At 74.2% G+C, this 23,735-nt stretch carries 26 protein-coding genes; 13 read left to right on the top strand and 13 right to left on the bottom strand.

What is annotated here, in order from left to right; translation table 11 throughout:
* The first annotated feature begins 13 nt into the window (after nucleotides 1-13).
* Nucleotides 14-511: an AAA family ATPase gene (locus KIN34_RS05800; protein WP_214347959.1), complete on the top strand. Its 498-nt coding sequence runs from the start codon at nucleotides 14-16 to the stop codon at nucleotides 509-511.
* A gap of 3 nt (nucleotides 512-514) precedes the next feature.
* Here KIN34_RS05800 and KIN34_RS05795 read toward each other — a convergent pair whose 3' ends face one another.
* Nucleotides 515-925, bottom strand: coding sequence for a TIGR03618 family F420-dependent PPOX class oxidoreductase (locus KIN34_RS05795; RefSeq protein WP_214347957.1), 411 nt, complete (start codon nucleotides 923-925; stop codon nucleotides 515-517).
* A gap of 293 nt (nucleotides 926-1,218) precedes the next feature.
* Here KIN34_RS05795 and KIN34_RS05790 point away from each other — a divergent pair, with 293 nt between their 5' ends.
* Nucleotides 1,219-2,832 carry a cellulase family glycosylhydrolase gene (locus tag KIN34_RS05790; RefSeq protein ID WP_214347955.1) on the top strand — a complete coding sequence of 538 codons (1,614 nt, stop codon included), beginning with the start codon at nucleotides 1,219-1,221 and terminating at the stop codon, nucleotides 2,830-2,832.
* 22 nt (nucleotides 2,833-2,854) lie between these two features.
* Here KIN34_RS05790 and KIN34_RS05785 read toward each other — a convergent pair whose 3' ends face one another.
* From KIN34_RS05785 to KIN34_RS05770, 4 genes are all read right to left on the bottom strand, one after another.
* Entirely contained in the window at nucleotides 2,855-3,382 is a 528-nt protein-coding gene (locus KIN34_RS05785) for a hypothetical protein (RefSeq protein WP_214347953.1), read from the bottom strand.
* A gap of 79 nt (nucleotides 3,383-3,461) precedes the next feature.
* Nucleotides 3,462-4,121, bottom strand: coding sequence for a response regulator (locus KIN34_RS05780; protein ID WP_214347950.1), 660 nt, complete (start codon nucleotides 4,119-4,121; stop codon nucleotides 3,462-3,464).
* Entirely contained in the window at nucleotides 4,118-5,272 is a 1,155-nt protein-coding gene (locus tag KIN34_RS17320; RefSeq protein WP_214347947.1) for a sensor histidine kinase, read from the bottom strand. The genes KIN34_RS05780 and KIN34_RS17320 overlap by 4 nt, the downstream gene beginning before the upstream one ends.
* Nucleotides 5,273-5,274: 2 nt before the next feature.
* Nucleotides 5,275-6,099, bottom strand: coding sequence for a CPBP family intramembrane glutamic endopeptidase (locus KIN34_RS05770; protein WP_214347944.1), 825 nt, complete (start codon nucleotides 6,097-6,099; stop codon nucleotides 5,275-5,277).
* Nucleotides 6,100-6,309: 210 nt separating this feature from the next.
* Between KIN34_RS05770 and KIN34_RS05765 the strand changes: the two genes are divergently transcribed.
* The 5 genes from KIN34_RS05765 to KIN34_RS05745 all read left to right on the top strand — a co-directional run bounded on the left by KIN34_RS05765 (nucleotide 6,310) and on the right by KIN34_RS05745 (nucleotide 9,921).
* Nucleotides 6,310-6,828, top strand: a complete 519-nt coding sequence (locus tag KIN34_RS05765; RefSeq protein WP_214347941.1) for an AMIN-like domain-containing (lipo)protein — start codon at nucleotides 6,310-6,312, stop codon at nucleotides 6,826-6,828.
* 94 nt (nucleotides 6,829-6,922) lie between these two features.
* Nucleotides 6,923-7,357 carry a VOC family protein gene (locus KIN34_RS05760; protein WP_214347938.1) on the top strand — a complete coding sequence of 145 codons (435 nt, stop codon included), beginning with the start codon at nucleotides 6,923-6,925 and terminating at the stop codon, nucleotides 7,355-7,357.
* A gap of 5 nt (nucleotides 7,358-7,362) precedes the next feature.
* A complete protein-coding gene (locus tag KIN34_RS05755; protein WP_214347935.1) occupies nucleotides 7,363-8,004 on the top strand; it encodes a winged helix-turn-helix transcriptional regulator in 642 nt (213 codons plus the stop codon).
* Between the two features lie 85 nt (nucleotides 8,005-8,089).
* Nucleotides 8,090-8,752 (top strand): dihydrofolate reductase family protein, encoded by a 663-nt coding sequence (locus KIN34_RS05750; protein WP_214347933.1) that lies wholly within the window; start codon nucleotides 8,090-8,092, stop codon nucleotides 8,750-8,752.
* An 86-nt stretch (nucleotides 8,753-8,838) separates the two neighbouring features.
* Nucleotides 8,839-9,921: a LacI family DNA-binding transcriptional regulator gene (locus KIN34_RS05745; RefSeq protein ID WP_237689052.1), complete on the top strand. Its 1,083-nt coding sequence runs from the start codon at nucleotides 8,839-8,841 to the stop codon at nucleotides 9,919-9,921.
* 22 nt (nucleotides 9,922-9,943) lie between these two features.
* On the opposite strand, the gene bglS is transcribed toward KIN34_RS05745, so the two are convergent.
* Complete coding sequence (gene bglS / locus KIN34_RS05740; RefSeq protein WP_237689051.1) at nucleotides 9,944-10,744, bottom strand: beta-glucanase; 801 nt, start codon at nucleotides 10,742-10,744, stop codon at nucleotides 9,944-9,946.
* Nucleotides 10,745-10,845: 101 nt separating this feature from the next.
* Nucleotides 10,846-12,159 (bottom strand): glycoside hydrolase family 6 protein, encoded by a 1,314-nt coding sequence (locus tag KIN34_RS05735; protein ID WP_214347930.1) that lies wholly within the window; start codon nucleotides 12,157-12,159, stop codon nucleotides 10,846-10,848.
* 121 nt (nucleotides 12,160-12,280) lie between these two features.
* On the opposite strand from KIN34_RS05735, the gene KIN34_RS05730 reads away from it, so the two are divergent.
* On the top strand, nucleotides 12,281-13,237 hold the full coding sequence (locus tag KIN34_RS05730) for an NAD(P)-dependent alcohol dehydrogenase (RefSeq protein ID WP_214347927.1): 957 nt from the start codon (nucleotides 12,281-12,283) through the stop codon (nucleotides 13,235-13,237).
* A 7-nt stretch (nucleotides 13,238-13,244) separates the two neighbouring features.
* Here KIN34_RS05730 and KIN34_RS05725 read toward each other — a convergent pair whose 3' ends face one another.
* Complete coding sequence (locus tag KIN34_RS05725; RefSeq protein WP_214347924.1) at nucleotides 13,245-13,967, bottom strand: dienelactone hydrolase family protein; 723 nt, start codon at nucleotides 13,965-13,967, stop codon at nucleotides 13,245-13,247.
* A 249-nt stretch (nucleotides 13,968-14,216) separates the two neighbouring features.
* On the opposite strand from KIN34_RS05725, the gene KIN34_RS05720 reads away from it, so the two are divergent.
* Nucleotides 14,217-15,035, top strand: coding sequence for a class I SAM-dependent methyltransferase (locus KIN34_RS05720; RefSeq protein WP_214347921.1), 819 nt, complete (start codon nucleotides 14,217-14,219; stop codon nucleotides 15,033-15,035).
* On the opposite strand, the gene KIN34_RS05715 is transcribed toward KIN34_RS05720, so the two are convergent.
* Nucleotides 14,992-15,627 (bottom strand): DapH/DapD/GlmU-related protein, encoded by a 636-nt coding sequence (locus tag KIN34_RS05715; protein WP_214347919.1) that lies wholly within the window; start codon nucleotides 15,625-15,627, stop codon nucleotides 14,992-14,994. The two genes, KIN34_RS05720 and KIN34_RS05715, sit on opposite strands and share 44 nt — an antisense overlap.
* Nucleotides 15,628-15,718: 91 nt before the next feature.
* Between KIN34_RS05715 and KIN34_RS05710 the strand changes: the two genes are divergently transcribed.
* On the top strand, nucleotides 15,719-16,132 hold the full coding sequence (locus KIN34_RS05710; protein WP_214347918.1) for a GNAT family N-acetyltransferase: 414 nt from the start codon (nucleotides 15,719-15,721) through the stop codon (nucleotides 16,130-16,132).
* Nucleotides 16,133-16,172: 40 nt separating this feature from the next.
* Here the strand turns inward: KIN34_RS05710 and KIN34_RS17315 are convergent, their stop codons facing one another.
* Together KIN34_RS17315 and KIN34_RS05700 are read right to left on the bottom strand one after the other, a co-directional pair.
* The gene (locus KIN34_RS17315; protein ID WP_214347916.1) at nucleotides 16,173-16,784 is read right to left on the bottom strand and encodes a sugar O-acetyltransferase; all 612 of its coding nucleotides are present in this window, start codon (nucleotides 16,782-16,784) and stop codon (nucleotides 16,173-16,175) included.
* Entirely contained in the window at nucleotides 16,781-17,365 is a 585-nt protein-coding gene (locus tag KIN34_RS05700) for a TetR/AcrR family transcriptional regulator (protein ID WP_214347913.1), read from the bottom strand. Before KIN34_RS05700 ends, KIN34_RS17315 begins: the two co-directional genes overlap by 4 nt.
* A 79-nt stretch (nucleotides 17,366-17,444) precedes the next feature.
* Here KIN34_RS05700 and KIN34_RS05695 point away from each other — a divergent pair, with 79 nt between their 5' ends.
* The gene (locus KIN34_RS05695; RefSeq protein WP_214347911.1) at nucleotides 17,445-18,707 is read left to right on the top strand and encodes an MFS transporter; all 1,263 of its coding nucleotides are present in this window, start codon (nucleotides 17,445-17,447) and stop codon (nucleotides 18,705-18,707) included.
* A gap of 12 nt (nucleotides 18,708-18,719) precedes the next feature.
* Here KIN34_RS05695 and KIN34_RS17310 read toward each other — a convergent pair whose 3' ends face one another.
* Nucleotides 18,720-20,426, bottom strand: a complete 1,707-nt coding sequence (locus KIN34_RS17310) for a GAF domain-containing SpoIIE family protein phosphatase (protein WP_214347909.1) — start codon at nucleotides 20,424-20,426, stop codon at nucleotides 18,720-18,722.
* 45 nt (nucleotides 20,427-20,471) lie between these two features.
* Nucleotides 20,472-21,134: a Type 1 glutamine amidotransferase-like domain-containing protein gene (locus tag KIN34_RS05685; protein ID WP_214347905.1), complete on the bottom strand. Its 663-nt coding sequence runs from the start codon at nucleotides 21,132-21,134 to the stop codon at nucleotides 20,472-20,474.
* 204 nt (nucleotides 21,135-21,338) lie between these two features.
* On the opposite strand from KIN34_RS05685, the gene KIN34_RS05680 reads away from it, so the two are divergent.
* Both KIN34_RS05680 and KIN34_RS05675 read left to right on the top strand, forming a co-directional pair.
* Nucleotides 21,339-22,892 (top strand): SDR family NAD(P)-dependent oxidoreductase, encoded by a 1,554-nt coding sequence (locus KIN34_RS05680; RefSeq protein ID WP_237689050.1) that lies wholly within the window; start codon nucleotides 21,339-21,341, stop codon nucleotides 22,890-22,892.
* A 43-nt stretch (nucleotides 22,893-22,935) separates the two neighbouring features.
* Complete coding sequence (locus tag KIN34_RS05675) at nucleotides 22,936-23,733, top strand: alpha/beta fold hydrolase (protein WP_214347902.1); 798 nt, start codon at nucleotides 22,936-22,938, stop codon at nucleotides 23,731-23,733.
* Nucleotides 23,734-23,735 lie beyond the last annotated feature (2 nt).

Genomic DNA, 23,735 nt, shown 5'->3' with positions numbered 1-23,735 from the left:
TACCGTCCTGCGGGTGGGCCGCCGCAACCACCTCGTCGAGGGCCTGTCGGGCACGGGCAAGACGACGGTGGCCGACGAGCTCACCCGTCGCGGCTTCCACGTGGTCCACGGCGACCGCGAGCTCGCGTACGCGGGCGACGCACGCACGGGTGAGCCGTTCGCGACGAGCGGCCGCGACGACCACGTCTGGGACGTCGCGAAGGTCCACGCGCTGCTCGCGGACCGGAGCCACGACGACACGTTCTTCTGCGGCGGCTCGCGGAACCTCCCCGTGTTCGTCGACGGGTTCGACACGGTCTTCGTCCTCGAGGTCGACCTCACGACGCTGCTGCGGCGCCTGGATGCGCGACCGGACGACGAGTGGCGCGACGGGATCCCGACCGACCGGGCGCTGCTCACCCGGTGGCACCGGACGAAGGAGACCGTCCCGACCGGCGTGCCGATCGACGCCACCGTCCCGGTCGAGCGCGTGGTCGACGAGATCCTGCGCCTCAGCGGCGCCGCGCCCTAGCCCTCAGTCCTGCTTGGCCGCTCCCCAGCCGTGCCAGTGGTCGATCTCGACGTGCACGCTCACGCGGGCCCGGTCCCGCACCGCGTAGGGCTGGCCCCCGTAGTGGCGGGACAGGCGGTCGATGTCGACGAGGTCGACGTCGTCGTGGATCTCGACCACCCGGCCCTGGACGCTGACGTGGGTGTACCAGTCGCCCTCGGCGAGCGCGGTCAGGGAGACGCGCGGGTCCGTGCGCAGGTGCTCGAGCCGCGCGCGACCGGCGTCGAGGTTGAGCAGCACGCGCCCGTCGTCCTCGAGGAGGTACCAGGTCGCCACCGTCACAGGATGGCCGTCCGGGTGGAGGGTCGCCATCACCGCGGGGTTGGGCTTCGCGAGGAGGGCGACCACCTCGACGGGGAGCGGCGGCTTCGGCATGAGGGGGTCCTCTCGAGTGGTCCGTCCGACTGTCGTCCCGAGCCTGCCGCACGCCGGGAACGGTCGCCAGCCCGCTCCCCGGCGAGGTCCCGGAGACGCGTGGCCTCGGGTCGGGCTGACGTCGAGCTGAGACGGGGCCGAGACGCGGTGAATCGATTCGCGCGGTGCTCCGGCGCCGCGCGTCTGGTGGGCTGAGCGGGCACTCCCGCCGGCGCAACGTGCGCGTCGCCGCCGCCGGTCGTCGGGCGCCCAGGATGCTGCGGCGCTGCCCCCAGTGAGAGGGAACGATCCCCGTGCTCGGACTTCGCAAGGCGCTGACCGCGGCCACGGCCGCCGTGATCGCGGTGACCGGCTCGATCGCCGTCGCCGACGCGGCGAGCGCCGCGACCGGGTGCCGGGTCGACTACGCGGTGAGCTCCCAGTGGCCGGGCGGGTTCACCGCCGGCGTGCAGGTGACGAACCTGGGCAGCGCGGTCTCCTCCTGGGAGCTCGGCTTCTCCTTCGCGGCGGGGCAGTCCGTCACCCAGGCGTGGAACGGCTCGGCGAGCCAGTCCGGCACGGCCGTGACGGTCCGCGACGCGGGGTACAACGGAGCGCTCGCCACCAACGGGACCGCGTCGTTCGGCTTCATCGGCACCTTCGCCGGGACCAACCCCGTGCCCAGCAGGTTCACGCTGAACGGCACGGTGTGCACCGGTGCCGTGGCGACCCCGACGAGCTCGCCGACGACGTCACCGTCGCCCACCGCGTCGCCCTCGACCACGCCGACCCCGAGCCCGACCCCGACCCCGACCCCGACCCCGACGACCGGACCCGTCACCGGGACGGCCGCGCAGCTCGTCGCCGACCTGGGCCAGGGGTGGAACCTCGGCAACCAGCTGGAGGCCAGCGTCAACGGGGTCCCCAGCGAGACGGCGTGGGGCAACCCGGTGGTCACGGGCGCCCTGCTCGACCGCGTCAAGGCGGCCGGGTTCGAGACGATCCGCATCCCGGTCTCCTACCTCGACAAGATCGGCCCCGCACCCAGCTACACGATCGACTCCGCCTGGCTCACCCGGGTCCAGCAGGTCGTGAAGATGGCCTACGACCGCGGGCTCTACGTCGTGGTCAACATGCATGGCGACGGGTACAAGAGCGTCAGCGGCGCCTGGCTGATCTGCGACGCGTCCTCCCAGGCGACGATCAAGGAGAAGTACCAGAAGGTCTGGCAGCAGGTCGCCTCGACGTTCCAGGGCTACGGCGGCCGCTTGATCCTCGAGTCGATGAACGAGGAGTTCGACGGTCAGTACGGCGCCCCCACGCAGCCGTGCTACTCGAACATCAACGCGTACAACCAGGTCTTCGTCGACACCGTGCGGCGCACCGGCGGCAACAACGCCTCCCGCTGGCTGCTGGTACCGGGCTGGAACACGAACATCGACTACACCGCCGGCAGCTACGGGTTCGTCATCCCGACCGACCAGTACCGCTCGTCGGCGATCCCCGCCTCCGAGCGCCGGATCATGATCTCGGTGCACTACTACGACCCGTGGGACTTCACCGGCACCGAGGACGGCACCATCACGCAGTGGGGTCCGGCGGCGACCAACCCGGCGAAGAGGTCGAGCTGGGGCCAGCAGGACTTCATGGACGCGCAGCTGAAGAAGATGCACGACGCCTTCGTCGCGAAGGGGTACCCGGTGTTCGTCGGCGAGTACGGCTCGATCGACAAGACGAGCTTCGACGCGACGAACAACAGGTACCGCGCCGACTACGCGCGCACGCTCGTCGCGACGGCCAAGAAGTACGGCGCGGCCACGGCCTACTGGGACAACGGCTACAACGGCCGGTTCGGGTTCGGCCTGTTCGACCGGAGCAGCGCGACGGTGACGCAGCAGGCGATCATCAGCGCCATCACGGGCTCCTGACCGCGCCGGCGGTCGGCGGCGGTCAGCCGCCGGCCGCGGGCGGGTCGACAGGCGCCCCGTCACCCGGCGGGAGGTCGCCGCGTTCGGTGGGCGCGTCCGGAGCCGCGGGCACGTCGGCGAACAGCGCGCGCAGCGTGCTCGCGTCCGGGACTCGCACGGTTCCCGCCGCCGTGCGCAGGGTCGCCACGTCGACGCCGTCGCCCTCGAGCACGACCCGCACGTCACCGCGCTCGACGACGCACCGCGGCGGTCCGGCGTCGGGCAGGTCCGCGCACGCGGCCAGAGAGGGGTCCGAGGCGTCGCGCTCGGTGCGCAGCAGCACGGTCGCGGCGTCGGACTCGCGCACGTACGCGGCGCTCAGACCGTCGTCGCCGCTCACCCCGACCGACTGGCCCGCCAGCACCAGGTCCTCGCCGTCCAGGACGTAGACCAGCTCGGGCGCGACACCCGCCGGGACCGACAGCTCGGCGATCTCCGCCTCGTCGGCCGGCTCTGCCGTCCCCGCACACCCCGCGAACGCCAGCACGGCCCCGAGCCAGAGAACGATCACGGGACGACGAGGCGGGCGCATGACGAGCCACCGTAGCCAGCCCGTGACGGCAGCGTCGACCGGTGCGGCACCCGCGCGCTCAGCGCACCAGGCCGTTGCGGTAGGCGTAGACCACCGCCTGCACCCGGTCGCGCAGGTCGAGCTTCGTCAGGATGCGCGAGACGTAGGTCTTGACGGTCTCGTGGCTGAGGACGAGCTCGGCGGCGATCTCGGCGTTGGACAGGCCGTCGGCGACCAGGCGCAGCACCTCCCGTTCGCGCGGCGTGAGCGCGGCGTCGTCGTGCGCGGCGCCGGACGGTGCGATCCGGCTCGCGTACCTTCCGACGAGCTGTCGCGTGACCTCGGGCGCCAGGAGCGCGGCGCCGGACGCGACGGTCCGGATCCCGTCGAGGAGCTGCTGGGCGGGGGCGTCCTTGAGCAGGAACCCGCTCGCACCCGCGCGCAGCGCCTCGTAGACGTACTCGTCGAGGTTGAACGTCGTCACGACCAGGACCTTGACGGGATCGGCCACGCCCGCGCCCGCGAGCAGCCGGGTCGCCTCGATGCCGTCGAGCACCGGCATCCGCACGTCCATGACGACGACGTCGGGCCGCAGCCGTCGGGCGAGGTCGACCGCGGCACGGCCGTCGGCGCACGTCCCGACGACCTCCAGGTCGGGCTGGGCGTCGACGATCGTCGCGAAGCCCGTGCGGATCAGCGCCTGGTCGTCGCACACCAGCACGCGCGTGGGTCCGGTCACGGCCGCGTCCCGGCCGGGATGCGCGCCCGCACGACGAACGAGCCGTCCGGGGCAGGACCGGCGGTCAGCTCGCCGCCGAGCAGGCCGACCCGGTCTCGCAGCCCCGCCAGGCCCCGTCCGCCGCCGGCGGGCGCGACCCGCTGCTGCGCCTCGCCGGCGGTGGTGACCTCGACGTCGACGACGTCGTCGTCGTGCCGCACGCGCACGACGGTCCGCAGTCCGTGCGCGTGCTTCAGCGCGTTCGTCAACGCCTCCTGGACCACGCGGTACGCCGCGATCTCCGCCCCGCCCGGCGGGTGCGGGGTCGTGCCCTCCTGCGCGTACTCGACCGGCTGGCCGGACCGCCGCGCCTGCTCGACGAGCTCGCCGACCTCGCCGGCCGTCGGCGTGCGCGGGTCGGGACCGTGCTGCGGGTCGAGCACGTCGAGCAGGTGGCGCAGGTCGCTGATCGCGCGGCGGCCGGTGGCGGCCACGGCGGTGAGCGCGTCGTCGAGCCGCGCGGGGTCCTGCGCGAGGTAGCGCGCCGCCTCGCACTGCACGACCATCGCGGTCACGTGGTGCGTCACCACGTCGTGCAGCTCGTGGGCGATGACCGCGCGCTCGGCGGCCCGCGCCCCCTCCGCCGCGAGCCGGCGGTGCTCGGCCTCGGCCGCGCGGCTCTGCCGGAGCCACACCCCGATCCCCCACGCGACAGCCAGCACGACGTAGAACTCCGCGAAGCCCGTCACGCCCTCCCCCGAACCACCGTCCGCGAGCGCGACGGCCAGCGCGACGTACGCGGCGGTCGCGACGACCGCCGCCGTGCGCCGGTGGCTGCGGAGGTGGGCGGCGGTGCTGAAGATCGCGATCGGCAGCGCGACGCCGGCGACCGTGTGGAAGCCCGCGAGCTGGTCGAGCGCGAACCCGGCCGAGACCAGCGCGAGGCAGGCGGCGGGGAACCGACGACGGACGACGAGCGGGAGCGCCTGCAGGGCGATCGCCACGCCCGTGAGCGCGTCGTGCGGACGCCCGGGCAGGTCGCCGAGCTGCGTGCCCTGGTCCTGCAGCGACGGGACGAACGTCGCGGTGAGGATCGCGAGCGCGAGCGGGAGGTCACGGACCGTGACGTCGTACGACGCCCACGCTGCACGGACTCGCCGGAGGTCGACCACGGTCAGACCGTAGTGGTCGCGGCCGCCCGCGCGGCGCGGCGGGGGTTCGCGACGATGCGTCCTCGACGGTGCGCGAGACGCAGGAAGACGAGGGTCAGGAGCACGCCGGCGAGGACGGTGAACACGCTGGCCTCGGGCCCGAACTCCCCGCCGGACAGCCACACCGGGCCGGAGGTCAGGCCGTGCACGAGTCCCGTCGCGGTGCCGGAGCCGGAGACCTCGGTGCCGAACAGCCCGCCGAGCGCGAAGTTCCAGCCGACGTGCAGGCCGATCGGCAGCCACAGGGTCCGCGTCGCGACGAACGCGGCGGCGAGCATCGCGCCCGCCTCGACGGCGATCGCGATCGCGCCCCACGGCGTGGCGTGCGGGTTGAGCAGGTGGATCGCGCCGAACAGCGCCGCGGTGGACGCGAGCGCGACCCATGTGCCGGCCCGCTCCTCGACGACCCGCAGCAGCACGCCGCGGAACACGAGCTCCTCCGTCACCCCGACCACGACCGTCACGCCGAGCACGCCGGCGGCGGACGACAGCGAGCCCCAGCCGTGCACGTGGTAGCCGCCGAACACCGCGACGGTGGCCATGACCGCCACGCACATCCCCAGCCCGATCAGGACGCCGCGGCCGATCGCCGCGGGCGCCCCGGCACGGGTGACCTCCACGGGCACGCGGTGCTCGGTCCGGCGGACCACCCGGGCGTACGCGGCGAGCGCCGCCAGACCCGCGAGGGCACCGAGCGCGAGCGACACCACGCCGCTCGTCGCGCCGACCGCCAGGTTGCCGACGACGGCGACGGCGACCACCGCGCCGAGCTGCTTCAGGATGCGCATGACGTGTCCCTCCTCCGGTGCCTCGGCAGTGCGCCTCGGCTCGTCGACGACGCTACGGAGGACGGCACACCCCGCGGGTCCCCGCCCGGTGGACACCTGGGGTGGCTCGCACGGGGGACCGCGGCTCGGGGGTTCCCCTGCGTCCGCCGAGGGCTAACCTGGTACAAAACGGACATCGTCCGGGTGCCCGCGCAACGAGGAGGTTGTGTGATGCGACGCTCGTTCCTGACCATCGTCCTGATGCTCGGCGCTCTCCTGGCGGGGCCGACCGCCGCCGACGCCGCGCCGTACTGCGGCATCACGTGGGGCTCCCTGGCCAAGTCCGCGCCGGGGATGTCGACCGCCCAGGTCGCCGACGTGCGCACGGGCCGGCACACGTGCTTCGACCGGCTCGTGATCGACGTCGCGGGCGACGCCCGCGGCTACACCGTGCGCTACGTCAAGGACGTGCGGCACGACGGCTCCGGCGTGGTCATCCCGACGCGCGGCGACGCCGCGCTGCAGATCACGGTCAACGCCCACGGCGAGACGTACTCGCCGACGCGGCCGCGGAACCTGAGCGACGTCGCGGGCTACCGGACGTTCCGCCAGGTCGTCTTCGCCGGCTCCTTCGAGGGCTACACCAGCTTCGGCCTCGGCGTGCGCGCTCGCCTGCCGTTCCGCGTGCTCGTGCTCGACGGGCCGGGGACCGGATCGCGGGTCGTGGTGGACGTCGCGCACCGCTGGTGACGGGCGCCCTGGCGCGGGCGAGGTCTTGACGCGGCACTTGTTTTTTGCAAGTGTGACGCCGTCCGCTCGTCCCCGTCCGCGTCAGGAGCCCGCCGTGATCTCGATGTTCGTCAACCTGCCGGTCACCGACCTGGAGCGCGCCAAGGCGTTCTACACGGCGCTCGGGTTCACCATCAACCCGGCGTTCTCGGACCACAACGCCGCGTGCGTCGTGGTCGACGACGGCCACTGCTACTTCATGATCCTGGTCCGGGAGTACTTCCAGACCTTCACCGACCTGCCGATCGGCGACCCGAAGGTGGCACCGTCGGTGTCGACGGCGATCTTCCTCGGCAGCCGCGAGCTGGTCGACACGACGGTCACCGACGGCCTCGCGGCGGGCGGCACCGAGCCGCGCCCGGCCGCGGACTACGGCTTCATGTACCAGCGCCAGCTGACCGACCCGGACGGCAACGTCCTGGAGTTCGGCTGGATGGATCCCGTCGCCGCCGAGCAGGGGCCCGAGGCCTTCATGGCGCAGCAGGCCTGAGGCCGATGGCGGCGCGCGACTACGGCCAGTACTGCGGCATCACGCAGGCCCTCGAGCTCGTCGGCGAACGGTGGGCGCTGCTCATCGTCCGCGACCTGCTCGTCGGACCACGCCGGTACGGCGAGCTCGCGGCGGGGCTGCCACGCATCCCGAGCAACATCCTGGCGGCGCGGCTCAAGGAGCTGCAGGCGGCGGGTGTGATCCGCCGTGCGCCGCGGTCGCGCGTCGTGCTGTACGAGCTCACGCCGTACGGGCGCGAGCTCGAGCCGGTGGTGCTCGCGCTGGGCGCCTGGGGCTTCAAGGCCCTGGGCGACCCGCGCGACGAGCAGGTCGTCACCCCCGACGCGATGACGATGACGCTGCGCACCGCCTTCCGCCCGCAGGTCGCGGCATCGCTCCCCGCGACGGCGTACGCCGCGCGCTTCGGTCCTGACGAGCTGCTGATCCACGTCGACGGACCGGCCCTCGACGTGGCGCGCGGGACCGGCCCGGCCGACCTCGAGTTCGTCGCCGGACCGAGCATCCACCGCGTCATCTCCGGGACGCTGACACCGGACCGCGCCGTGTCCACCGGCGAGATCCGGGTGCTTCAGGGGCAGGCGACCCTGCTCGACCGGTTCGCGCAGACCTTTCACCTGGCCGCCTGATGCGACGGGCGCCCGCGACCTGGCCGCCGAGCCCTCCCGGTCGCGGCGCGTCGGCCGAGACCGAGGCTCTCGCTAGGTTCCGAGCATGACGAAGCTGCGCGTCCACAACCTCGCCGTGTCGATCGACGGGTACGCCACGGGCGAGGACCGGAGCCTCGAGGCACCATTCGGTCACGCCGGCGGACGCCTCATGGAGTGGTTCTTCCCGACGCACACGTTCGTGAGCACCTCGGGCCACGAGACCGAGGCCGTCGGCGGCGGGACGTACGGCGTCGACGACGCGTTCGCGGCCGCGAGCTGGCGCGGCATCGGTGCCGAGATCATGGGCCGCGGCAAGTTCGGCCCGCAGGTCGGTCCGTGGGAGGACGAGTCGTGGCGCGGGTGGTGGGGCGACGAGCCGCCCTTCCGCACGCCGGTCGTCGTCCTGACGCACCATGCCCGACCGGACCTGGCGGTCGGGGAGACGACCTTCCTGTTCCGCGCCCTCGCCCCGGGGGACGCGCTCGCGCTCGCGACGGACCTCGCGGGCGGCCAGGACGTCCGGCTGGGCGGCGGCCCGACCGTCGTCCGCGAGTTCCTGCGTGCGGGTCTCGTCGACCTGCTGCACGTCGTGGTCGTCCCCGTCGTGCTGGGCCGAGGCGTCCGGCTGTGGGACGACCTGGAGTCGCTGGAGTCTCAGTTCGACACCGAGGCGACGTCGTCGCCGTCCGGCGTCACCCACCACCTCTGGACCCGCCGCGCGCGGTGACGCCTGCCGGGCGCGGCGGCCCGCGAAGCCGACCGCACGCCACGGACGCCGGGGGCCGTGGCGGGCACGCCGGTAGGCTCAGCCGCATGTCAGACCCCATGACGACGGGTCACGGCGACGGTCCCCGCGCCGCAGGGCCGGCGTCCGACGCGGTGTTTCCCCGTCGGGCGGCGACGCTCGACGAGGTCGCCCGACGTGCCGGGGTCTCACGCTCCGTGGCGTCCCGGGCCATGAACAACGTCCGCAACGTGAGCGCCGCCAAGCGGGAGGCCGTCGCGCTAGCGGCGCGCGAGCTCGGCTACGTCCCCAACTCGACGGCGCGGGCGCTGGCGACGAAGCGGGTCGGCTCCGTGGTGCTCGCCGTCTCGCATGACGACCCCGCCATGTTCGGCGACCCGTTCTTCTCCCAGGTGCTCGCCGGCGTGGCCGCGGCGCTCGATCGCTCCGAGCTCGACCTCACCCTCCTGCTCGCGTCCTCGGAGCGCGGCCAGGCCCGGCTCGAGCGCCTGCTCCGCTCCCGCGGGTCGGACGGCGTGATGCTCATGGCGCTGCGCCGCGACGACCCGCTCAACCGGATCGTGGCCGCCACGGACCTCCCGGTGGTCCTGGGCGGGCGCCCGTTCGAGGGGGACGCCCGGTGGTACGTCGACGTCGACAACCTCGGCGGGGGGCGCCTCGCCGCCGAGCACCTGCTGGCCTCGGGGCGTCGTCGGCTCGCGACCATCACCGGCCCGCTCGACCTGCAGGCGTCGGTCGCCCGGTCCCGCGGGTTCGCCGACGCGTTGGCGGCACGGGGACTGCCGGCGGACCAGGTCGAGGAAGCGGACTTCACGTACGACGGCGGCTACCGCGCGATGACCCGCCTCCTGGCCGCGCACCCGGACACCGACGGTGTGTTCGCCGCCTCGGACAACATGGCCTCCGGTGCGCTGCGCGCCCTACGGGCCGCGGGTCGGCGGGTTCCCGAGGACGTCGCCGTCGTCGGCTTCGACGACCTCGACGTCGCACGCCACACGGAGCCGGAGCTCACGACGGTCGGCCAGCCGATCCGCGGCCTGGGCCGGGAGATGGCGACGATGCTGGCCCGCCTGATCGAGGGGGACACACCGACGCCGATCATCCTGCCGACGCACCTCGTCGTGCGCGGGTCGGCTCCCGGCGGGACGTGACCGCCCCGCCGGGAGCTGCCGGTCAGTACCGGGAGTACCGGACCCAGTCGTACGTCGCGGTCCGCTGACCCGAGTAGCTGAACGGACCGAGCCAGCCGTCGACTCCCGTCCCGGGCCACAGGTTCATCATGATCCGCTGCGGGTGGGTGGGCAGCGGGCCACGCGAGCCGTCCTCCTGGTGGACCAGACGGCCGTCGACGAACCAGTTGATGGTGCCGCCGTCCCACCACTCGATGGCGTAGTCGTGGAACCCCGCCGCGGCGTCGAACCCGAGGTCGATGACGGACTCGTGGCCCCCGACGCCGTCGGTGAAGTAGTTGGTCTGCATCTGCCACGTGTTCTTGCCGAGGATCTCGACGTCGATCTCGTCCCACGGCTGACCGTCGCTCGGCCCGGTGTAGGTGAAGAACGAGGTCACCGTGCCTGCTCCGCCGCCGGCGGCCCGCATCCGCACCTCGAACCGCCCGTAGGAGTACAGGTCGGTGGTGCGGTACTCGCCGGAGGCGTAGCGCCGCCCGGAGCACGCGTCGGGGCAGCCGGCGTCGTCGAGGTTGATCCCCATGACGCCGCCGCTGTGCCAGACGTGGTCGGCGCGCCAGCCCGCGTCGAACATCCCCCCGTTGCTGTAGCCGTCCGCCTTGTACCACCGCGTGGTGTCGAACCCGTCCAGCTCGTCGGCGAAGCTGCCGCCGATGGCTGCCTGAGCCGGTGCGGCGAGCGCCGGCACGGCCGCGAGGCCGGCCAGCAGAGCCGCGCCCAGCGCCCAGCGGCGCAGCCGCGCCGGACGAGGTGCTGGGTCGTCATGCATCGTGGTCGAGCGCATGTGTACCTCCATCGGTACGGGTGTGCGTACGGCCCGTGGCTCTCCCCGGGCCTGCGTGCTGCTGTGCTGCTGTGATCACCGCCCTCCGGCCAGGCGAGCGGTCAGCGCGCGGGCCGACCGTGCGCGCACGGCCTGCTCAGCGCGGGTCGGGCGAGCTCGATCAGCTCGCGCGCCTGCTCGGGGAACCACTGACCGGCCGCCGGGTCGACCATGCCGCGCTCGGGGTCCTCCGGTCCGCCGAGGCCCCGGAAGCACTGGCCGTCGGACTCGCCCGGGATCTTGATCCACAGCAGGGCGTCGACGAGCTCGTCGCCCGTGTCGGTCGTCGGACGCGGGCCCAGCCCACGGCCCGGCGGGTTGCACCACGTCTCGGCGTCCGGGTAGGTCCCGGCCGGGGGCGCCCACGGGCCCTGCCCGTTGCGGCTCGTGTCGATGACGAAGTGCGTCGTCGGCTGGACGTCACCGAGCACCAGGTCGTAGCGCGACTCGATGCCGGCCGTGTTCAGCGCGGGATCGGCTGCGGTCGGGCTCCAGACGCCCTGGTTGGTCAGGACCTGGCCCGTCCAGTCGTTCGCCGGGCCGCCGCTCCAGTACTGGTTGCCGCAGCTCTGGAAGTCCCCGGGCACCACCTGCGTCGCGTACGCCAGGCACTTCGACACCCAGGTCCCGTAGGTCACGTCGTTCTCGGTGAGCTCGTAGTTCGAGACGTTGAGGAAGAACCCGTCGGCACGCTCCACGCCCGCCTTCACGAGCCGATCGGCCGTGTCCCCGACGGCGAGCCAGTACGGCCCCGTCCCGTCGAGGTACACCGCGGCGTTGGGCTGCTGCTGGAGACGGTCGACCGCGTAGCCGAGCATCTCGAACCGCTCGGCGGCGACGTCGCGGTCCGTGGTGGCCGGGTCCAGCTCCGGCGGCTGGCAGTGCTCGAGCTCACCGTTCAGCGTCGTGTACCACGGGATGATCCCCAGACCGTCCGGCTCCAGGACGACGACCGCCTTCTTGTCGCCGATGCCCGCGGCGAAGCCGTCGATCCACGCCTTGTAGGACGCGACGTCCGCGGCGCCGCCGGCGGAGTAGAGGGCGCAGTCGCGGAACGGGATGTTGTAGGCCACCAGCACGGGGACCTTCGTGGCCGTGCGCCCGACGAGCTGGCGGACCTCCTTCTTCACCTCCGCGGGGGTGCCGTCGGTGAACCACGTCGCGCTCGGCACGGCGGCGAGCTGGAGCGCGTCCCGCTTGGCCTGGCCGTGCAGCGCGCGGGCGGCGTCCATGGTCGAGCTGCGCGGATCGGTGAAGATCGTGGTCCGCTCGTCGAGGACGTCGTTGCTCGCCCAGGCCGGGCTGCCGCCCAGCGCGGCGGAGGCGAGCGCGAGGACGGTGGCCGTGACCGCCAGCCGTCGTCGGTGGTGTGACATCGGTGTCTCCCCAGGGGTGCGCGACTCGTCGTCGAGCCGCAAGTGGACGTACTGGAACATTCTGGAATCGCTTCCAGTCTGGCATCCTGCAGCGGTCCTGTCGCCCGGTCAAGGGAAGTCCATGCGCGCAGTGGTCTACGAGCGGTACGGCGGGCCCGAGGTCCTGCGGGTCGTGGACGTGCCGGTCCCGCCTCCGGCCGAGGGCCAGGTCCTGGTGCGGGTCGAGGCGACGTCGGTCAACCTCAGCGACTGGGAGTGCCTGCGCGGCTCGCCGGCCTACGCCCGCCTCGGTGGGCTCCGGGCCCCGCGGCGCCAGGTCCTGGGCTCGGACATCGCCGGGATTGTCGAGGCCGTCGGCCCCGGGGTCACCCGGTTCGCGCCGGGCGACGAGGTCTACGGGGACGGCCTGGACCTCAAGGGCGGCTTCGCCGAGCACGCGGTCGTCCGGGAGCGGGCGCTGGCGCCCAAGCCCGCCGGCCTGACCTTCGTCGAGGCGTCGACGATCCCCCAGGCGGGCGCGATCGCGCTCCAGGGCACGGCGGGGTTCGCCGCCGGCCGCCGCGTCCTGGTCAACGGCGCCGGCGGCGGCTCAGGCTCCTTCGCGATCCAGCTCGCGAAGCGCCTGGGCGCGCACGTCACCGGCGTCGACAACGGCGACAAGCTCGGGCACATGCGCTCGCTCGGGGCGGACGACGTGCTCGACTACCGTCGCGAGGACTTCACGCGCGACCGCGAGCCGTACGACGCCGTCCTCGACCTCGTCGCCCACCGGTCCGTCTTCGCCTACCGCCGGGCGCTCGCCCCGGGCGGTACCTACCGGTGCGTCGGCGGACCGGCCCGCACGCTGCTCCGGGTGCTCACGGTGGGCGCGGCCGTGGGTGCGCTCAGCGGCCGGTCGCTGGGCGTGCTCGTCGTGAAGGAGGGGCCGACGCACTTCGAGCCGCTCACCGAGCTCTGCGTCGCCGGCGACATCACCATCCACGTCGACAGCGTCGTCGGGCTCGACGACGTCCCGGACGCGCTGGCGCGGGTCGGTGCCGGACGGGCGCTCGGCAAGGTCGTCGTCGTCCCGCGGTGACGCCCGCTCACCTCAGGTGGCGGTCGAAGAACCGGCAGCCGTCCTCGAGCTCGAAGGCGGGTGTGCCGAGGTGCCCGCCGAGGTTGGCGTGCAGCGTCTTCCTGGTGCTGCCGAACGCGTCGAACAGGTCGAGCGCACGCTGACGCGGGTTCCCCTCGTCGTCCCACTGGACCATCAGCAGCAACGGGACGGTGACGTGAGGCGCCGCCTCTCGCTGGGCCCGGGGCACGTACCCACCGGCCCCCAGACCCATGGCGGCGATGCGCGGCTCCGCCGTCGCGAGGCGGATCCCCAGCGCGGCCCAGCCCGAGAACCCCACGGGTCCCTGGACGTCGGGCAGCGCGACGAGCGCGTCGAGGGCGGTCTGCCAGTCGGGTGCCGCGCCCTCGACGAGCGGACCGACGAAGTCCTCGAGGACCGTGTCGGTGCCCTCGCCCGCCTGCATGGCGCGACGGAACGCGGCGCGGTCCCGCTCCTGCTCGGGCGTCCGCGGCCGGTCGCCGCAGCCGGTGGCGTCGATGGTGGCGACCGCGTAGCCGTACCGCGCGGCGTGGAACCGGGCGCGGGCCACGAGCCGCGGGTCCGACTTCGGCAGCCCGTTGTTGTGGGCGATCAGGACCAGCGGCGCGGGTCCGGACGGGGGCGTCCAGAGGGTGCCGGGGATGTCGCCGACGACGAGCTCGCGCTCGAGGACGCCGTCGTCGTGCAGGTGCTCGGAGGTGAAGTCCATGGTCGTGCCTCTCGGGAGTGCTGGTCGGCGCTCCCGGACGACCTATCGTCCGGCCGCGACCCCGGAGGGGAGCGCCCATGTCGGTGCTGCGGTCACGGGTCCCACCTCCTCACGTCGTCCTGCACGGCTCTCGCAGGCTAGCAGTCCCGCCCCGCGCGATCATCGCCGATGCTGGGCCGATGCTGGGCCGATGCTGGGCCGATGGTGCGGCCGCGTGCCATCGCGCCCGGTCGGTGCCACGCTGGTGCGATGGCCGCGCCGGAGGGTCCTGCCGCCGTCTTCGACCGGGTCGCCGACACGTACGACACCGTCGGCGTCCCCTGGTTCGTGCCGATCGCAGCAGCGCTCGTCGCCCAGCTCGCCGTCCGACCCGGCGAGCGGGTCCTCGACGTCGGCTGCGGCCGGGGTGCGGCGCTCCGGCCGCTCGCCGAGGCGACCGGACCCGGCGGGCACGCGCTCGGGATCGACCTCGCCCCCCGGATGGTCGAGCTGACCTCCGCCGACCTGGCGCACCTCCCCCAGGTCGACGTCCGCGTGGGGGACGCGCGCGCGCCCGACCTGCCCCCCGAGTCCTTCGACGTCGTCGCCGCCTCGCTCGTGCTGTTCTTCCTGCCGGATCCGGTGGCGGCGCTGTCCGCGTGGCGGGGGCTGCTGGTGCCCGGCGGGCGCGTCGGCGTCACGACCTTCGGCGCGCAGGACGAGCGGTGGCGGGAGATCGACGCGCTGTTCGCGCCGTTCCTGCCGCCGGGCATGTTCGACGCCCGCGCGAGCGGCCGGCGCGGCCCCTACGCCTCCGACGAGGGGGTCGAGCAGCTGCTGGTCGAGGCGGGGTTCACGGACGTGCGGACCGTCTCCCACACCGTCGCGGCGGTGTTCCGCGGCCCGGAGCACGTCCTCGAGTTCTCCTGGTCGCACGGGCAGCGGGCCATGTGGGACACCGTGCCGCCGGACCGGGTCGACGAGCTGCGCACGGCCATGGCCGCCGCCGCGGCTCGTGCGGCCGAGCCGTCCGGACGCATCGCCTTCACCCAGCAGGTGCGCCAGACGCTCGGGTCGCGGCCGCGCTGAGCCCCGGCGCCGGGATCTCCCGCACCACCCGGGCCGGGTTGCCCACCGCGACGACGTCCGCGGGCAGGTCCCTGGTCACGACCGCACCCGCTCCGACGACCGTGTTGTCGCCGATGGTGACGCCGGGGCACACGATGACCCCGCCACCGAGCCACACGTTGTCGCCGAGCACGATCGGGCGGGCCGCCTCGAGCTTGTCCCGACGAGGCTGCGGGTCGACCGGGTGGGTCGGCGTCAGGAGCTGCACGTTGGGGCCGATCTGGCAGTCCTCGCCGATGGTGATCGTGGCGACGTCGAGCGCCGTGAGGTTGGAGTTGACGAACGTGCGCGCCCCGATGTGGAGGTTCTCGCCGTAGTCGACGAAGAGCGGGGGCTTGACGTACGCGCCTTCGCCGAGCGTGCCGAGCAGCTCGAGGAGGTGCGCCCGCGCGTCCGGCTCACCCGCGACCTCGGCGCGGTGGTAGGCGTCGGCCAGACGCAGCGCCGCGCGTGCGATGCGCTCGCTCTCGGGGTCGTCGGCGATGTAGAGGTCGCCCGCGAGCATGCGCTCCCGGTTGGTCCGCGGGTCACCGGCGAAGTAGTCCGTCGTCATGGCACCAGGCTACCGCGGTTGTGTACGCTCGTACATAACCGCGCCGCGACCCCCCGGTCGAGCGGCGGCGGCACCCACGTAGGCTCCCGCCATGATCCGGGACGCCACCACCGAGGACGCGCCGGCGGTCCGCGCACTCGTCGCGGGACTCGCCCTGCGGGGACCGTTGGACGACGCCGTCGTGGACGACCACCTGCGCCGCGCCCTGGCGGACGACCGAAGCGTGCTGCTCGTCGCCGAGGACGGCGACGCGGTGATCGGCTACCTGCTCGGCGTCCTGGCCCCGATGATGGTCCACGGCGGCCTGGCCCTGGTCCAGGAGCTCGCGGTCCGCGAGGATCATCGCCGGACGGGCGCCGGCGCCGCCCTCGTGCGGCACTTCGAGGAGCGGGCCGGCACCGCCGGCGCGAGCGTCGTGTCGCTCGCCACCTCGCGGGCAGGCGAGTTCTACGCAGCCCTGGGCTACGTCCCCACCGCCACGTACTACCGGCGCGAGCTGCACTGACCGTCGTGCGGGGGCGCAGCGCCCGTACCCACACCGGCGCTCAGGCGTGCGAGCGGTGCGAGGGGAGGTAGCCCGTGCGGTCCGCCGCGGTGGTCTGCCGGACGACGCGTGCGGGGTTGCCGACGACGAGCGTGCGCGGCGCGACGTCGCGCGTGACGACGCTGCCGGCACCGACGACCGCACCGTCGCCGATCGAGACGCCGGGCAAGACAGTCGCACCGCCGGCGATCCAGACGCCGTGGCCGATCGTGATGGGCCGTGCGACGCACGCGCCGGCGACGCGCTCGTCGAGGTCCAGCGCGTGGTTCGAGGTGTAGAGCCCGACCTTGGGTCCGACGAGGACGTCGTCGCCCACCGTGATGGGAGCGCCGTCCAGCATCACGCAGTCGAAGTTGGCGAAGAACCGCGCGCCGAGCTGGATGTTCGTGCCGAGCTCGCAGCGGAACGTCGGCTCGAGGTTCGCCCCCTCGCCGACGGTGCCGAGCACGTCGCGGAGCAGCCGCTCTCGCTCGGCCTGCGGCCGGCCGTAGGCGGCGTTGTACGCGTTCGTCGCGAGGACCGCACGCTGACGCGCACCGATCAGCTCGGGCGTCAGGTCGTCGTAGACGGCACCGGTGGCGATGTGGGCGAGCTGCTCCGCGAGCGTGGTCACGGCCGCTCCCGGTCGGCACCGCCGGCGACCAGCGCGACGGCGCGCTCGACCTCGGCCCTGCCGTGCGGCTCCGTGTCCAGCGCGCGGTGGATCGTCAGGCCCTCGACGAGCGCGTCGAGGATGCGCGCGGTCGTCGGGTCGAAGTGCCGCTCGAGCGCGTGCCGGCTGCGAGCCATCCACTCGTGCGTGAGCCGGCGGTAGCCGGGGTCCCGGGCCGCGAGCGTGTAGAGCTCGTGCGTCAGCACCAGCTCCCGCGGGTCGGTGAGCACGTCGTCGGTGATCAGGTCCACCACCGCGCGGCGCGCCGCGGCCTCGTCGGACGCGGCCCCCAGGCGCTGCTCGAACCGGTCGCTGACCTGCAGCGCGAACCGGCCGAAGGCCTCGCGGAGCAGCTCGTCGACGTCCGTGAAGTGGTAGGTGATCGAGCCGAGCGGGACGTCGGCGGCGGCGGCGACCCGGCGCGTGGACGCGCCCGCGACCCCGACCTCGCCGATGACGTCGAGGCACGCGTCGACGATCCGGTCGCGGCGGTCCGGGTCGTGCCGACGTGCCCGGCGGGGCGTCGTGGCGAGCTCGCTCATGTGCGGCAGCGTACCGAAGTTATGTACGCTTGAACACATCGGCGTATGCCGGACCCCTGTCGCGTCATCTCGGAGCACCATGCCCTCGTCGAACCCCGTCGTCGTCCCGCCCACCGCCCGCCGCGCCCGCGTCGCGGTGTCCGCGGTGTTCCTGGTCAACGCCGTGCTCTACGCCAACCTGGTGCCGCGGCTGCCCGAGGTGAAGGACCACCTGGACCTGACCAACGCCGGGCTGGGCGCCGCGATCGCCGCGATGCCGCTGGGCGCGCTGCTCGCCGGTTTGCTCGCTCCCCTCCTGATCCAGCGGCTCGGCTCCGCCGCGGTGGCCTCCTTCGGCCTCGTCGCGCTCGCCGCGGCCGTCGCGGCCGTGCCGCTCGCCGGGACCTGGGTGGCGCTCGCGGGGCTGTTCCTGCTGGCGGGGGCGTTCGACGCGGTCATCGACGTCGCCCAGAACGCGCACGGGTTCCGCGTCCAGCGGCTGTACGGGCGCTCGATCGTCAACGCCTTCCACGGGCTGTGGAGCGTCGGCGCGGTGCTCGGTGGCCTGCTCGGCGCCGCCGCCGCGGGCCTGGACGTGCCGCTCGGCGCGCACCTCGCCGCCACGTCGGCGTTCTTCAGCGTCGTCGCGGTGGTCGCCTACCGGTTCCTGCTGCGCGGTCCGGAGGACGCCGAGCGCGCGGAGGCGCCCGACGAGACCGCCCCCGGCGCCCGCTCGCTGCGGCACGTCGCCGGGCGGACGGTGCTCACCCTCGCCGCGCTCGGCGTGCTCGCCGCGTGCGGCGCGTTCGTCGAGGACGCCGGCTCGTCGTGGGGCGCCCTGTACCTGCGCGGCGAGGTCGGCGTCGGCGCGGCCGCCGCGGGCCTGGCGTTCGTGTCGCTGCAGGTCGCGATGACGGTCGGCCGGCTCACCGGTGACCGGGTGGTCGACCGGTTCGGGCAGCGCCGGGTCGCCCGCCTCGGCGGCGTCGCGATCGCGGTGGGGATGGGTCTCGCGCTCGCGTTCCCGTCGCTCGCGACCACGCTCGTCGGGTTCGCCCTCGCCGGCCTCGGCGTCGCCACGCTGGTGCCCGCCGTCATGCACACGGCCGACGAGCTGCCCGGCCTGCCCGCGGGCGTCGGGCTCACGGTCGTGAGCTGGCTGCTGCGCGTCGGGTTCCTGGTCTCCCCCACGCTCGTCGGCCTCGTCGCGGACGCGGCCAGCCTCCGGGTCGCGCTGCTGGGCGTGGTGGGCGCGGGGGTCGTCGTCGCGGTCGTCGGACGCGTGCTCATGGCCAGCGGGGCGAACGGGCCGGACGACGAGCCGGCCACGACGCCGAGCGGACCGGCCGCCGCCCCCGCCTGACCGCGGGCCCGCTCAGCGAGGACCGAGGCAGAGGGTGAGCACGACGACGTCGTCGCGGCGGTCCCCCGTCGGACCGAGGGCGTCGACGAGCGAGCGGGCACCGAGGTCCGGGAGCACCGCGAGCCGGCGTGCCGCCGCGTCGATGCTCGTCCGCAGCGACTCGGTGCGACGCTCCAGCAGCCCGTCGGTGTAGAGCACGAGCGTGTCACCGGGCGCCAGTCGCACCTCGTGGTCGTGCCGCTCGCGGTCCGGCATGAAGCCGATGGGGAGGTCCGGGCGACCGGCCAGCTCGACCGTCCCGTCGGCCGCGCGGTGCAGCAGCGCGGGCGGGTGTCCGGCGCAGCTCCACGTCAGGGTCCGCACGCCGTCGTCGGTCGGGGGCTCGACGCGTGCCAGCAGGACCGTCGCCATCGCCTCGAGCCCCGTGCCGGTGTTGATCCCGTCGAGCAGCTCGAGGATGCGCGACGGCGGCCGGTCGTGCTCCCACAGCAGCGTGCGCAGCATGGAGCGCAGCTGCCCCATGCGCGTCGCGGCGCGCATGTCGTGGCCGGTGACGTCGCCGACCACCAGGGCGAACCCGCCGTCGGGCAGCTCCATCGCGTCGTACCAGTCGCCACCGACCTGCTCGGTCACCTCCGCGGGCAGGTAGACGGCGTCGAGCGTCACCCCCGCGGGCGAGGGCAGGTGGGAGAGCATCGCGCTCTGCAGCGTGTGCGCCACGTCGCGGCGCCGCTGCAGCAGCTGCGCGCGCTCGAGGGCGATCGACGCGTCGCTCGCGAGGGTCACCAGCAGGTCGCGCAGCTCGTCGTCGACCACGCGGGGCTCGTGCCAGCGCAGCAGCACCCCGCCGAGCGTCGCGGTCGACGTCGTCAGGGGCAGGAACGCCGCGGCACCCGGGCCGCCGACGCCGGCGACGATCGGGAAGGCCTCGGACATGGTCGTCGCGTCGTCGAAGAACAACGGCCGGCCGGACATCACCACCTGCACCGCGGGCGACTCGGCGCGGCTCAGCGGCTCGTCGTCCCACAGCGTCACCGGCGCGCCCGGCACCGCCGCGTGGCGCGCCCAGGTGAGCGCACCGCGCTCGGGGTGCACGATGCCGATCGACGCCCGGGCCGCGCCGGCGACCTCGGTGGCGACGCGCTGCACGGCGTCGAGCACCTCGTCGGGCGTGAGCGTCTGCGTGAAGGCGTCGGACATCGCCAGCAGCACCTGGCCGTGCTCCGCGCGGCGGTCGGCGGTGCGCACCGCGTCGGCGGCCAGCGCGGCGGCCTCGCGCAGCTGCACCTCGGACGCGCACGCCAGCGCGAGGTCCTCGAGGACGGCGAGCTGGTCCGGGGTCCACTCGCGCGGGGTGCCGTCGATCGCGCACAGCGAGCCGACGGCCCGCCCCTGCAGGTCGCGCAGCGGGTAGCCCGCGTAGGCGATGACGTCCAGGTCGGGGATCGCCAGGTTGTCCCGCAGGAGGTCGACGGTGCGGGCGTCGCTCACGACGAGCGGGCGGTCCTGCGCGACGACGTGCTGGCAGAAGGAGTGCGACAGCGGCGTGCCCCGCAGCGACTGCCACGGCTCCGGCAGCCCCACCGCTCCGGGGAACCGCTGCCCGTCTGCGCCCACGAACGTCACCAGGGCGACCGGCACGCCGAGGTACGCGTGCACGAGCCGCGCGAACCGGTCGTAGACGGGATCCGACTCCGTCGTCGGTCCGAGGTCAGCCACGACGGCATGATGCCACCCCGGCCGCGTCCCGTCCCGCCGCCGGCCTCAGCCGCCGAGCCGGGCCCAGCGGCCTTCCGACACCACCTCGACGGTCCCGTCGACCACCGCGAGGGCCGTCTGCTCGTCGATCACGTAGGCCGGCACGTCGAGGCCGGCGGCCCACCGCTCGGCGTCGGCCATCGTGTTCGTCGGGAAGAGGTCCAGGTGAGGGAAGATCGCGAAGTCGACGACGCCGAGCGTCCGGTCGTCGGGGGCGGACGGCCACTCGACGAAGTACTGCCCGATCCGCGGCGCCATCACCATGCTCCCCGCGCTCACACCCACCCACACCGTGTCCGGCAGCGTGTCCAGGAGGTCGGCGAGCCCGGACTCGCGCAGCCAGTGGCACAGGTAGGTGGCGTCGCCGCCGTCGACCAGGAGCACGTCCGCCGCCCGGACCCAGGGCACCCAGCGCTCCGCGCCCACCGTCGGCAGCGCCGTGAGCTCGAGCACGCCGAGCGACGCCCAGCCGAGCCCGGAGAGGTGCGGCGATCCCGGTCCCGCCGCGACGAAGCCGCGGACGGACGACGGCCCGCACATCGGGTGCCCCCACTGCGCGGTCGGGACACACAGCGCGTGGCACTCCTCCACCGGCTTGCCCAGCATCCGCACCAGCGCCGCCCGGATGCTGGGGTTCGTCACCCCGCCCGAGGTGAGCAAGAGCTTCACGACTGCCTCCGTGCCGGTGCGGCCTGCCGGGATCGCCCGCCTGGGGGGCGCTCCCGCCCACGGTACGGACGGCGTCCGACGAGGTCGAGCGTCCGCGCTCGCGGTCGGCCGGCGGCCCGCGGCGGGCGCGCAGCGGGGCCACGTACCATGCTCCGGGCCCGCGCGACCGCGACGGCCCTCTCCCCCTTCCAGGACGGACGGCGCATGAGCGCGCAGACAGCCACGCCCACGCCCGGCGGCGCCCCGGTCGACGCGACCGACGAGCAGGCCGACCAGCAGGTCGACGCGCAGGCGGACGGGCAGCCCGGCGTGCACCCCGACGACTTCGCGACGTTCCTGCGCGTGATGGACCAGGTCGCCGTGCTGCCGCAGACGCACCCGCAGCACGCGGCCGCGCGCCGCGCCTCGTCGGCGCTGTTCAAGGCGGCCAAGAAGCACCGCCGCGGCGAGAAGCGCCGCCTGCTCGCGGAGGCGGACGCCGCCGTGATCGCCGCGACCGCGACCGGCAGCCCCGGCCGCATCGACGACGAGACCAACGGCATCCCGCTGACGTCGGCCTCGTCGGGCGCCGTCGCGGGGACGCTCCTGCGCGCGCGGCCGTGCTACGTCTGCAAGCAGGACTACACGGTGGTCGACGCGTTCTACCACCAGCTCTGCCCGGAGTGCGCGGCGCTGCACCACGCCAAGCGAGACGCCCGCACCGACCTGACCGGGCGCCGGGCGCTGCTCACCGGCGGGCGGGCCAAGATCGGCATGTACATCGCGCTGCGGCTGCTGCGCGACGGTGCGGACCTGACGATCACGACGCGGTTCCCGCGGGACGCGGTCCGCCGGTTCGGCGCGATGCCGGACGCCGCCGACTGGCTGGACCGGCTGCACGTCGTCGGGATCGACCTGCGCGACCCGTCGCAGGTGGTGGCGCTCGCGGACCACGTCGCCGCGCAGGGGCCGCTGGACGTCCTCATCAACAACGCCGCGCAGACCGTGCGGCGCTCGCCCGGCGCGTACACGCGGCTGGCCGACGCCGAGTTCGCGCCCCTGCCCGACGAGGCCGCGCGCATGATCACGACCTTCGGGCACACGAGCGACGCGCACCCGCGCGCGCTGGCCGGGTCGGTCAGCGACCTGACGAGCCCGGCGCTCGCGATCGAGCGGGCCGCGCGCGCCGCCGCCGACGAGCTCGTCGTGCAGTCCCTGACCGCGGAGGCCGCCAGCCTGGAGCGGCTCGTCGCGGGCACGTCGATCGACGCCGGCGGCCTGATCCCGGACGTGGCGGAGACGAACAGCTGGGTCGCGACCGTGGAGCAGGTGGACCCGATGGAGCTGCTCGAGGTGCAGCTCTGCAACCAGACCGCGCCGTTCATCCTGGTCAGCCGGCTGCGGCCCGCGCTCGCCGCGTCGCCCGCGCGGCGGACGTACGTCGTCAACGTCTCCGCGATGGAGGGCGTGTTCTCGCGCGGGTACAAGGGCCCGGGCCACCCGCACACCAACATGAGCAAGGCGGCGCTGAACATGCTCACGCGCACCAGCGCGGCGGAGATGCTCGCCGACGGCATCCTCATGACGGCGGTGGACACCGGGTGGATCACGGACGAGCGGCCGCACCCCACCAAGGTCCGGCTCGCCGAGGAGGGCTTCCACGCGCCGCTCGACCTGGTCGACGGCGCCGCGCGGGTGTACGACCCGATCGTGCGCGGCGAGGCCGGCGAGGACCTGTACGGCTGCTTCCTCAAGGACTACGCGCGCTCGCCCTGGTGACGGGCCGACCGGGCGCGGGTAGCCCCGGCGGTACCCTCGCTGGATGGACGCGGTCGCCCGGCACAGGATCCGCGTCAGCGGTGTCCCGGACGGTCAGCCGATCGTGTTCGCGCACGGGTACGGGTGCGACCAGCACATGTGGCGCCTGGTCGCACCGCACTTCGAGGACGCGTACCGCGTGATCACGTTCGACCACGTCGGTGCGGGCGGGTCGGACCTCGCGTCGTACGACCCCGAGCGGCACGGCTCGCTGCAGGGGTACGCCGACGACGTCCTCGCGATCGTCCACGAGCTCGGGCTCGAGGACGTCGTGCTCGTCGGGCACTCCGTCTCGGCGATGGTGGCGGTGCTCGCCGCGGTCGCGGAGCCGGACCGCTTCGACAAGCTCGTCCTCGTCGGGCCGTCGCCGCGGTACATCGACGACGAGGGGTACACCGGCGGCTTCAGCGAGGCGGACATCACCGAGCTGCTCGGGTCGCTCGACAGCAACTACCTGGGCTGGTCCGCCGCGATCGCCCCGGCGATCATGGGCAACGCCGACCGCCAGGAGCTGGGTGCCGAGCTGACCGAGAGCTTCTGCCGCACGGACCCGGAGATCGCGCGCCGCTTCGCGCACGTCACGTTCCTCTCGGACAACCGCGCGGACCTCGCGGGCGTGACGGTGCCGACCCTGGTCGTGCAGTGCCGCGACGACATCATCGCGCCGGTCGCCGTCGGCGAGTACGTGCGCGACGCGATCGCCGGCGCCGAGCTCGTCGTGCTGGACGCGACCGGGCACTGCCCGCACCTCAGCGCCCCCGAGGCGACGACGGCCGCGATCGCCGCGTTCGTCGGGCGCTGAGC

The sequence above is a fragment of the Cellulomonas fulva genome (genome assembly GCF_018531375.1).
Classification (GTDB): domain Bacteria; phylum Actinomycetota; class Actinomycetes; order Actinomycetales; family Cellulomonadaceae; genus Cellulomonas; species Cellulomonas fulva.
This window is presented reverse-complemented; position numbering and strand designations above follow the sequence as displayed.

Excerpts from the sequence above, each read along its gene's own strand:
- KIN34_RS05710 (WP_214347918.1), top strand. The coding sequence starts at position 15,719 with ATGATCCGGGACGCCACCACCGAGGACGCGCCGGCGGTCCGCGCACTC.
- KIN34_RS05755 (WP_214347935.1), top strand. The coding sequence starts at position 7,363 with ATGGCGGCGCGCGACTACGGCCAGTACTGCGGCATCACGCAGGCCCTC.
- KIN34_RS05795 (WP_214347957.1), bottom strand. The coding sequence starts at position 925 with ATGCCGAAGCCGCCGCTCCCCGTCGAGGTGGTCGCCCTCCTCGCGAAG.
- KIN34_RS05715 (WP_214347919.1), bottom strand. The coding sequence starts at position 15,627 with ATGACGACGGACTACTTCGCCGGTGACCCGCGGACCAACCGGGAGCGC.
- KIN34_RS05695 (WP_214347911.1), top strand. The coding sequence starts at position 17,445 with ATGCCCTCGTCGAACCCCGTCGTCGTCCCGCCCACCGCCCGCCGCGCC.
- KIN34_RS05725 (WP_214347924.1), bottom strand. The coding sequence starts at position 13,967 with ATGGACTTCACCTCCGAGCACCTGCACGACGACGGCGTCCTCGAGCGC.
- KIN34_RS05765 (WP_214347941.1), top strand. The coding sequence starts at position 6,310 with ATGCGACGCTCGTTCCTGACCATCGTCCTGATGCTCGGCGCTCTCCTG.
- KIN34_RS05680 (WP_237689050.1), top strand. The coding sequence starts at position 21,339 with ATGAGCGCGCAGACAGCCACGCCCACGCCCGGCGGCGCCCCGGTCGAC.
- KIN34_RS05735 (WP_214347930.1), bottom strand. The coding sequence starts at position 12,159 with ATGTCACACCACCGACGACGGCTGGCGGTCACGGCCACCGTCCTCGCG.
- KIN34_RS05730 (WP_214347927.1), top strand. The coding sequence starts at position 12,281 with ATGCGCGCAGTGGTCTACGAGCGGTACGGCGGGCCCGAGGTCCTGCGG.
- KIN34_RS05745 (WP_237689052.1), top strand. The coding sequence starts at position 8,839 with ATGTCAGACCCCATGACGACGGGTCACGGCGACGGTCCCCGCGCCGCA.
- KIN34_RS05720 (WP_214347921.1), top strand. The coding sequence starts at position 14,217 with ATGGCCGCGCCGGAGGGTCCTGCCGCCGTCTTCGACCGGGTCGCCGAC.
- KIN34_RS05700 (WP_214347913.1), bottom strand. The coding sequence starts at position 17,365 with ATGAGCGAGCTCGCCACGACGCCCCGCCGGGCACGTCGGCACGACCCG.
- KIN34_RS05675 (WP_214347902.1), top strand. The coding sequence starts at position 22,936 with ATGGACGCGGTCGCCCGGCACAGGATCCGCGTCAGCGGTGTCCCGGAC.
- KIN34_RS05770 (WP_214347944.1), bottom strand. The coding sequence starts at position 6,099 with ATGCGCATCCTGAAGCAGCTCGGCGCGGTGGTCGCCGTCGCCGTCGTC.
- KIN34_RS05750 (WP_214347933.1), top strand. The coding sequence starts at position 8,090 with ATGACGAAGCTGCGCGTCCACAACCTCGCCGTGTCGATCGACGGGTAC.
- bglS (WP_237689051.1), bottom strand. The coding sequence starts at position 10,744 with ATGCGCTCGACCACGATGCATGACGACCCAGCACCTCGTCCGGCGCGG.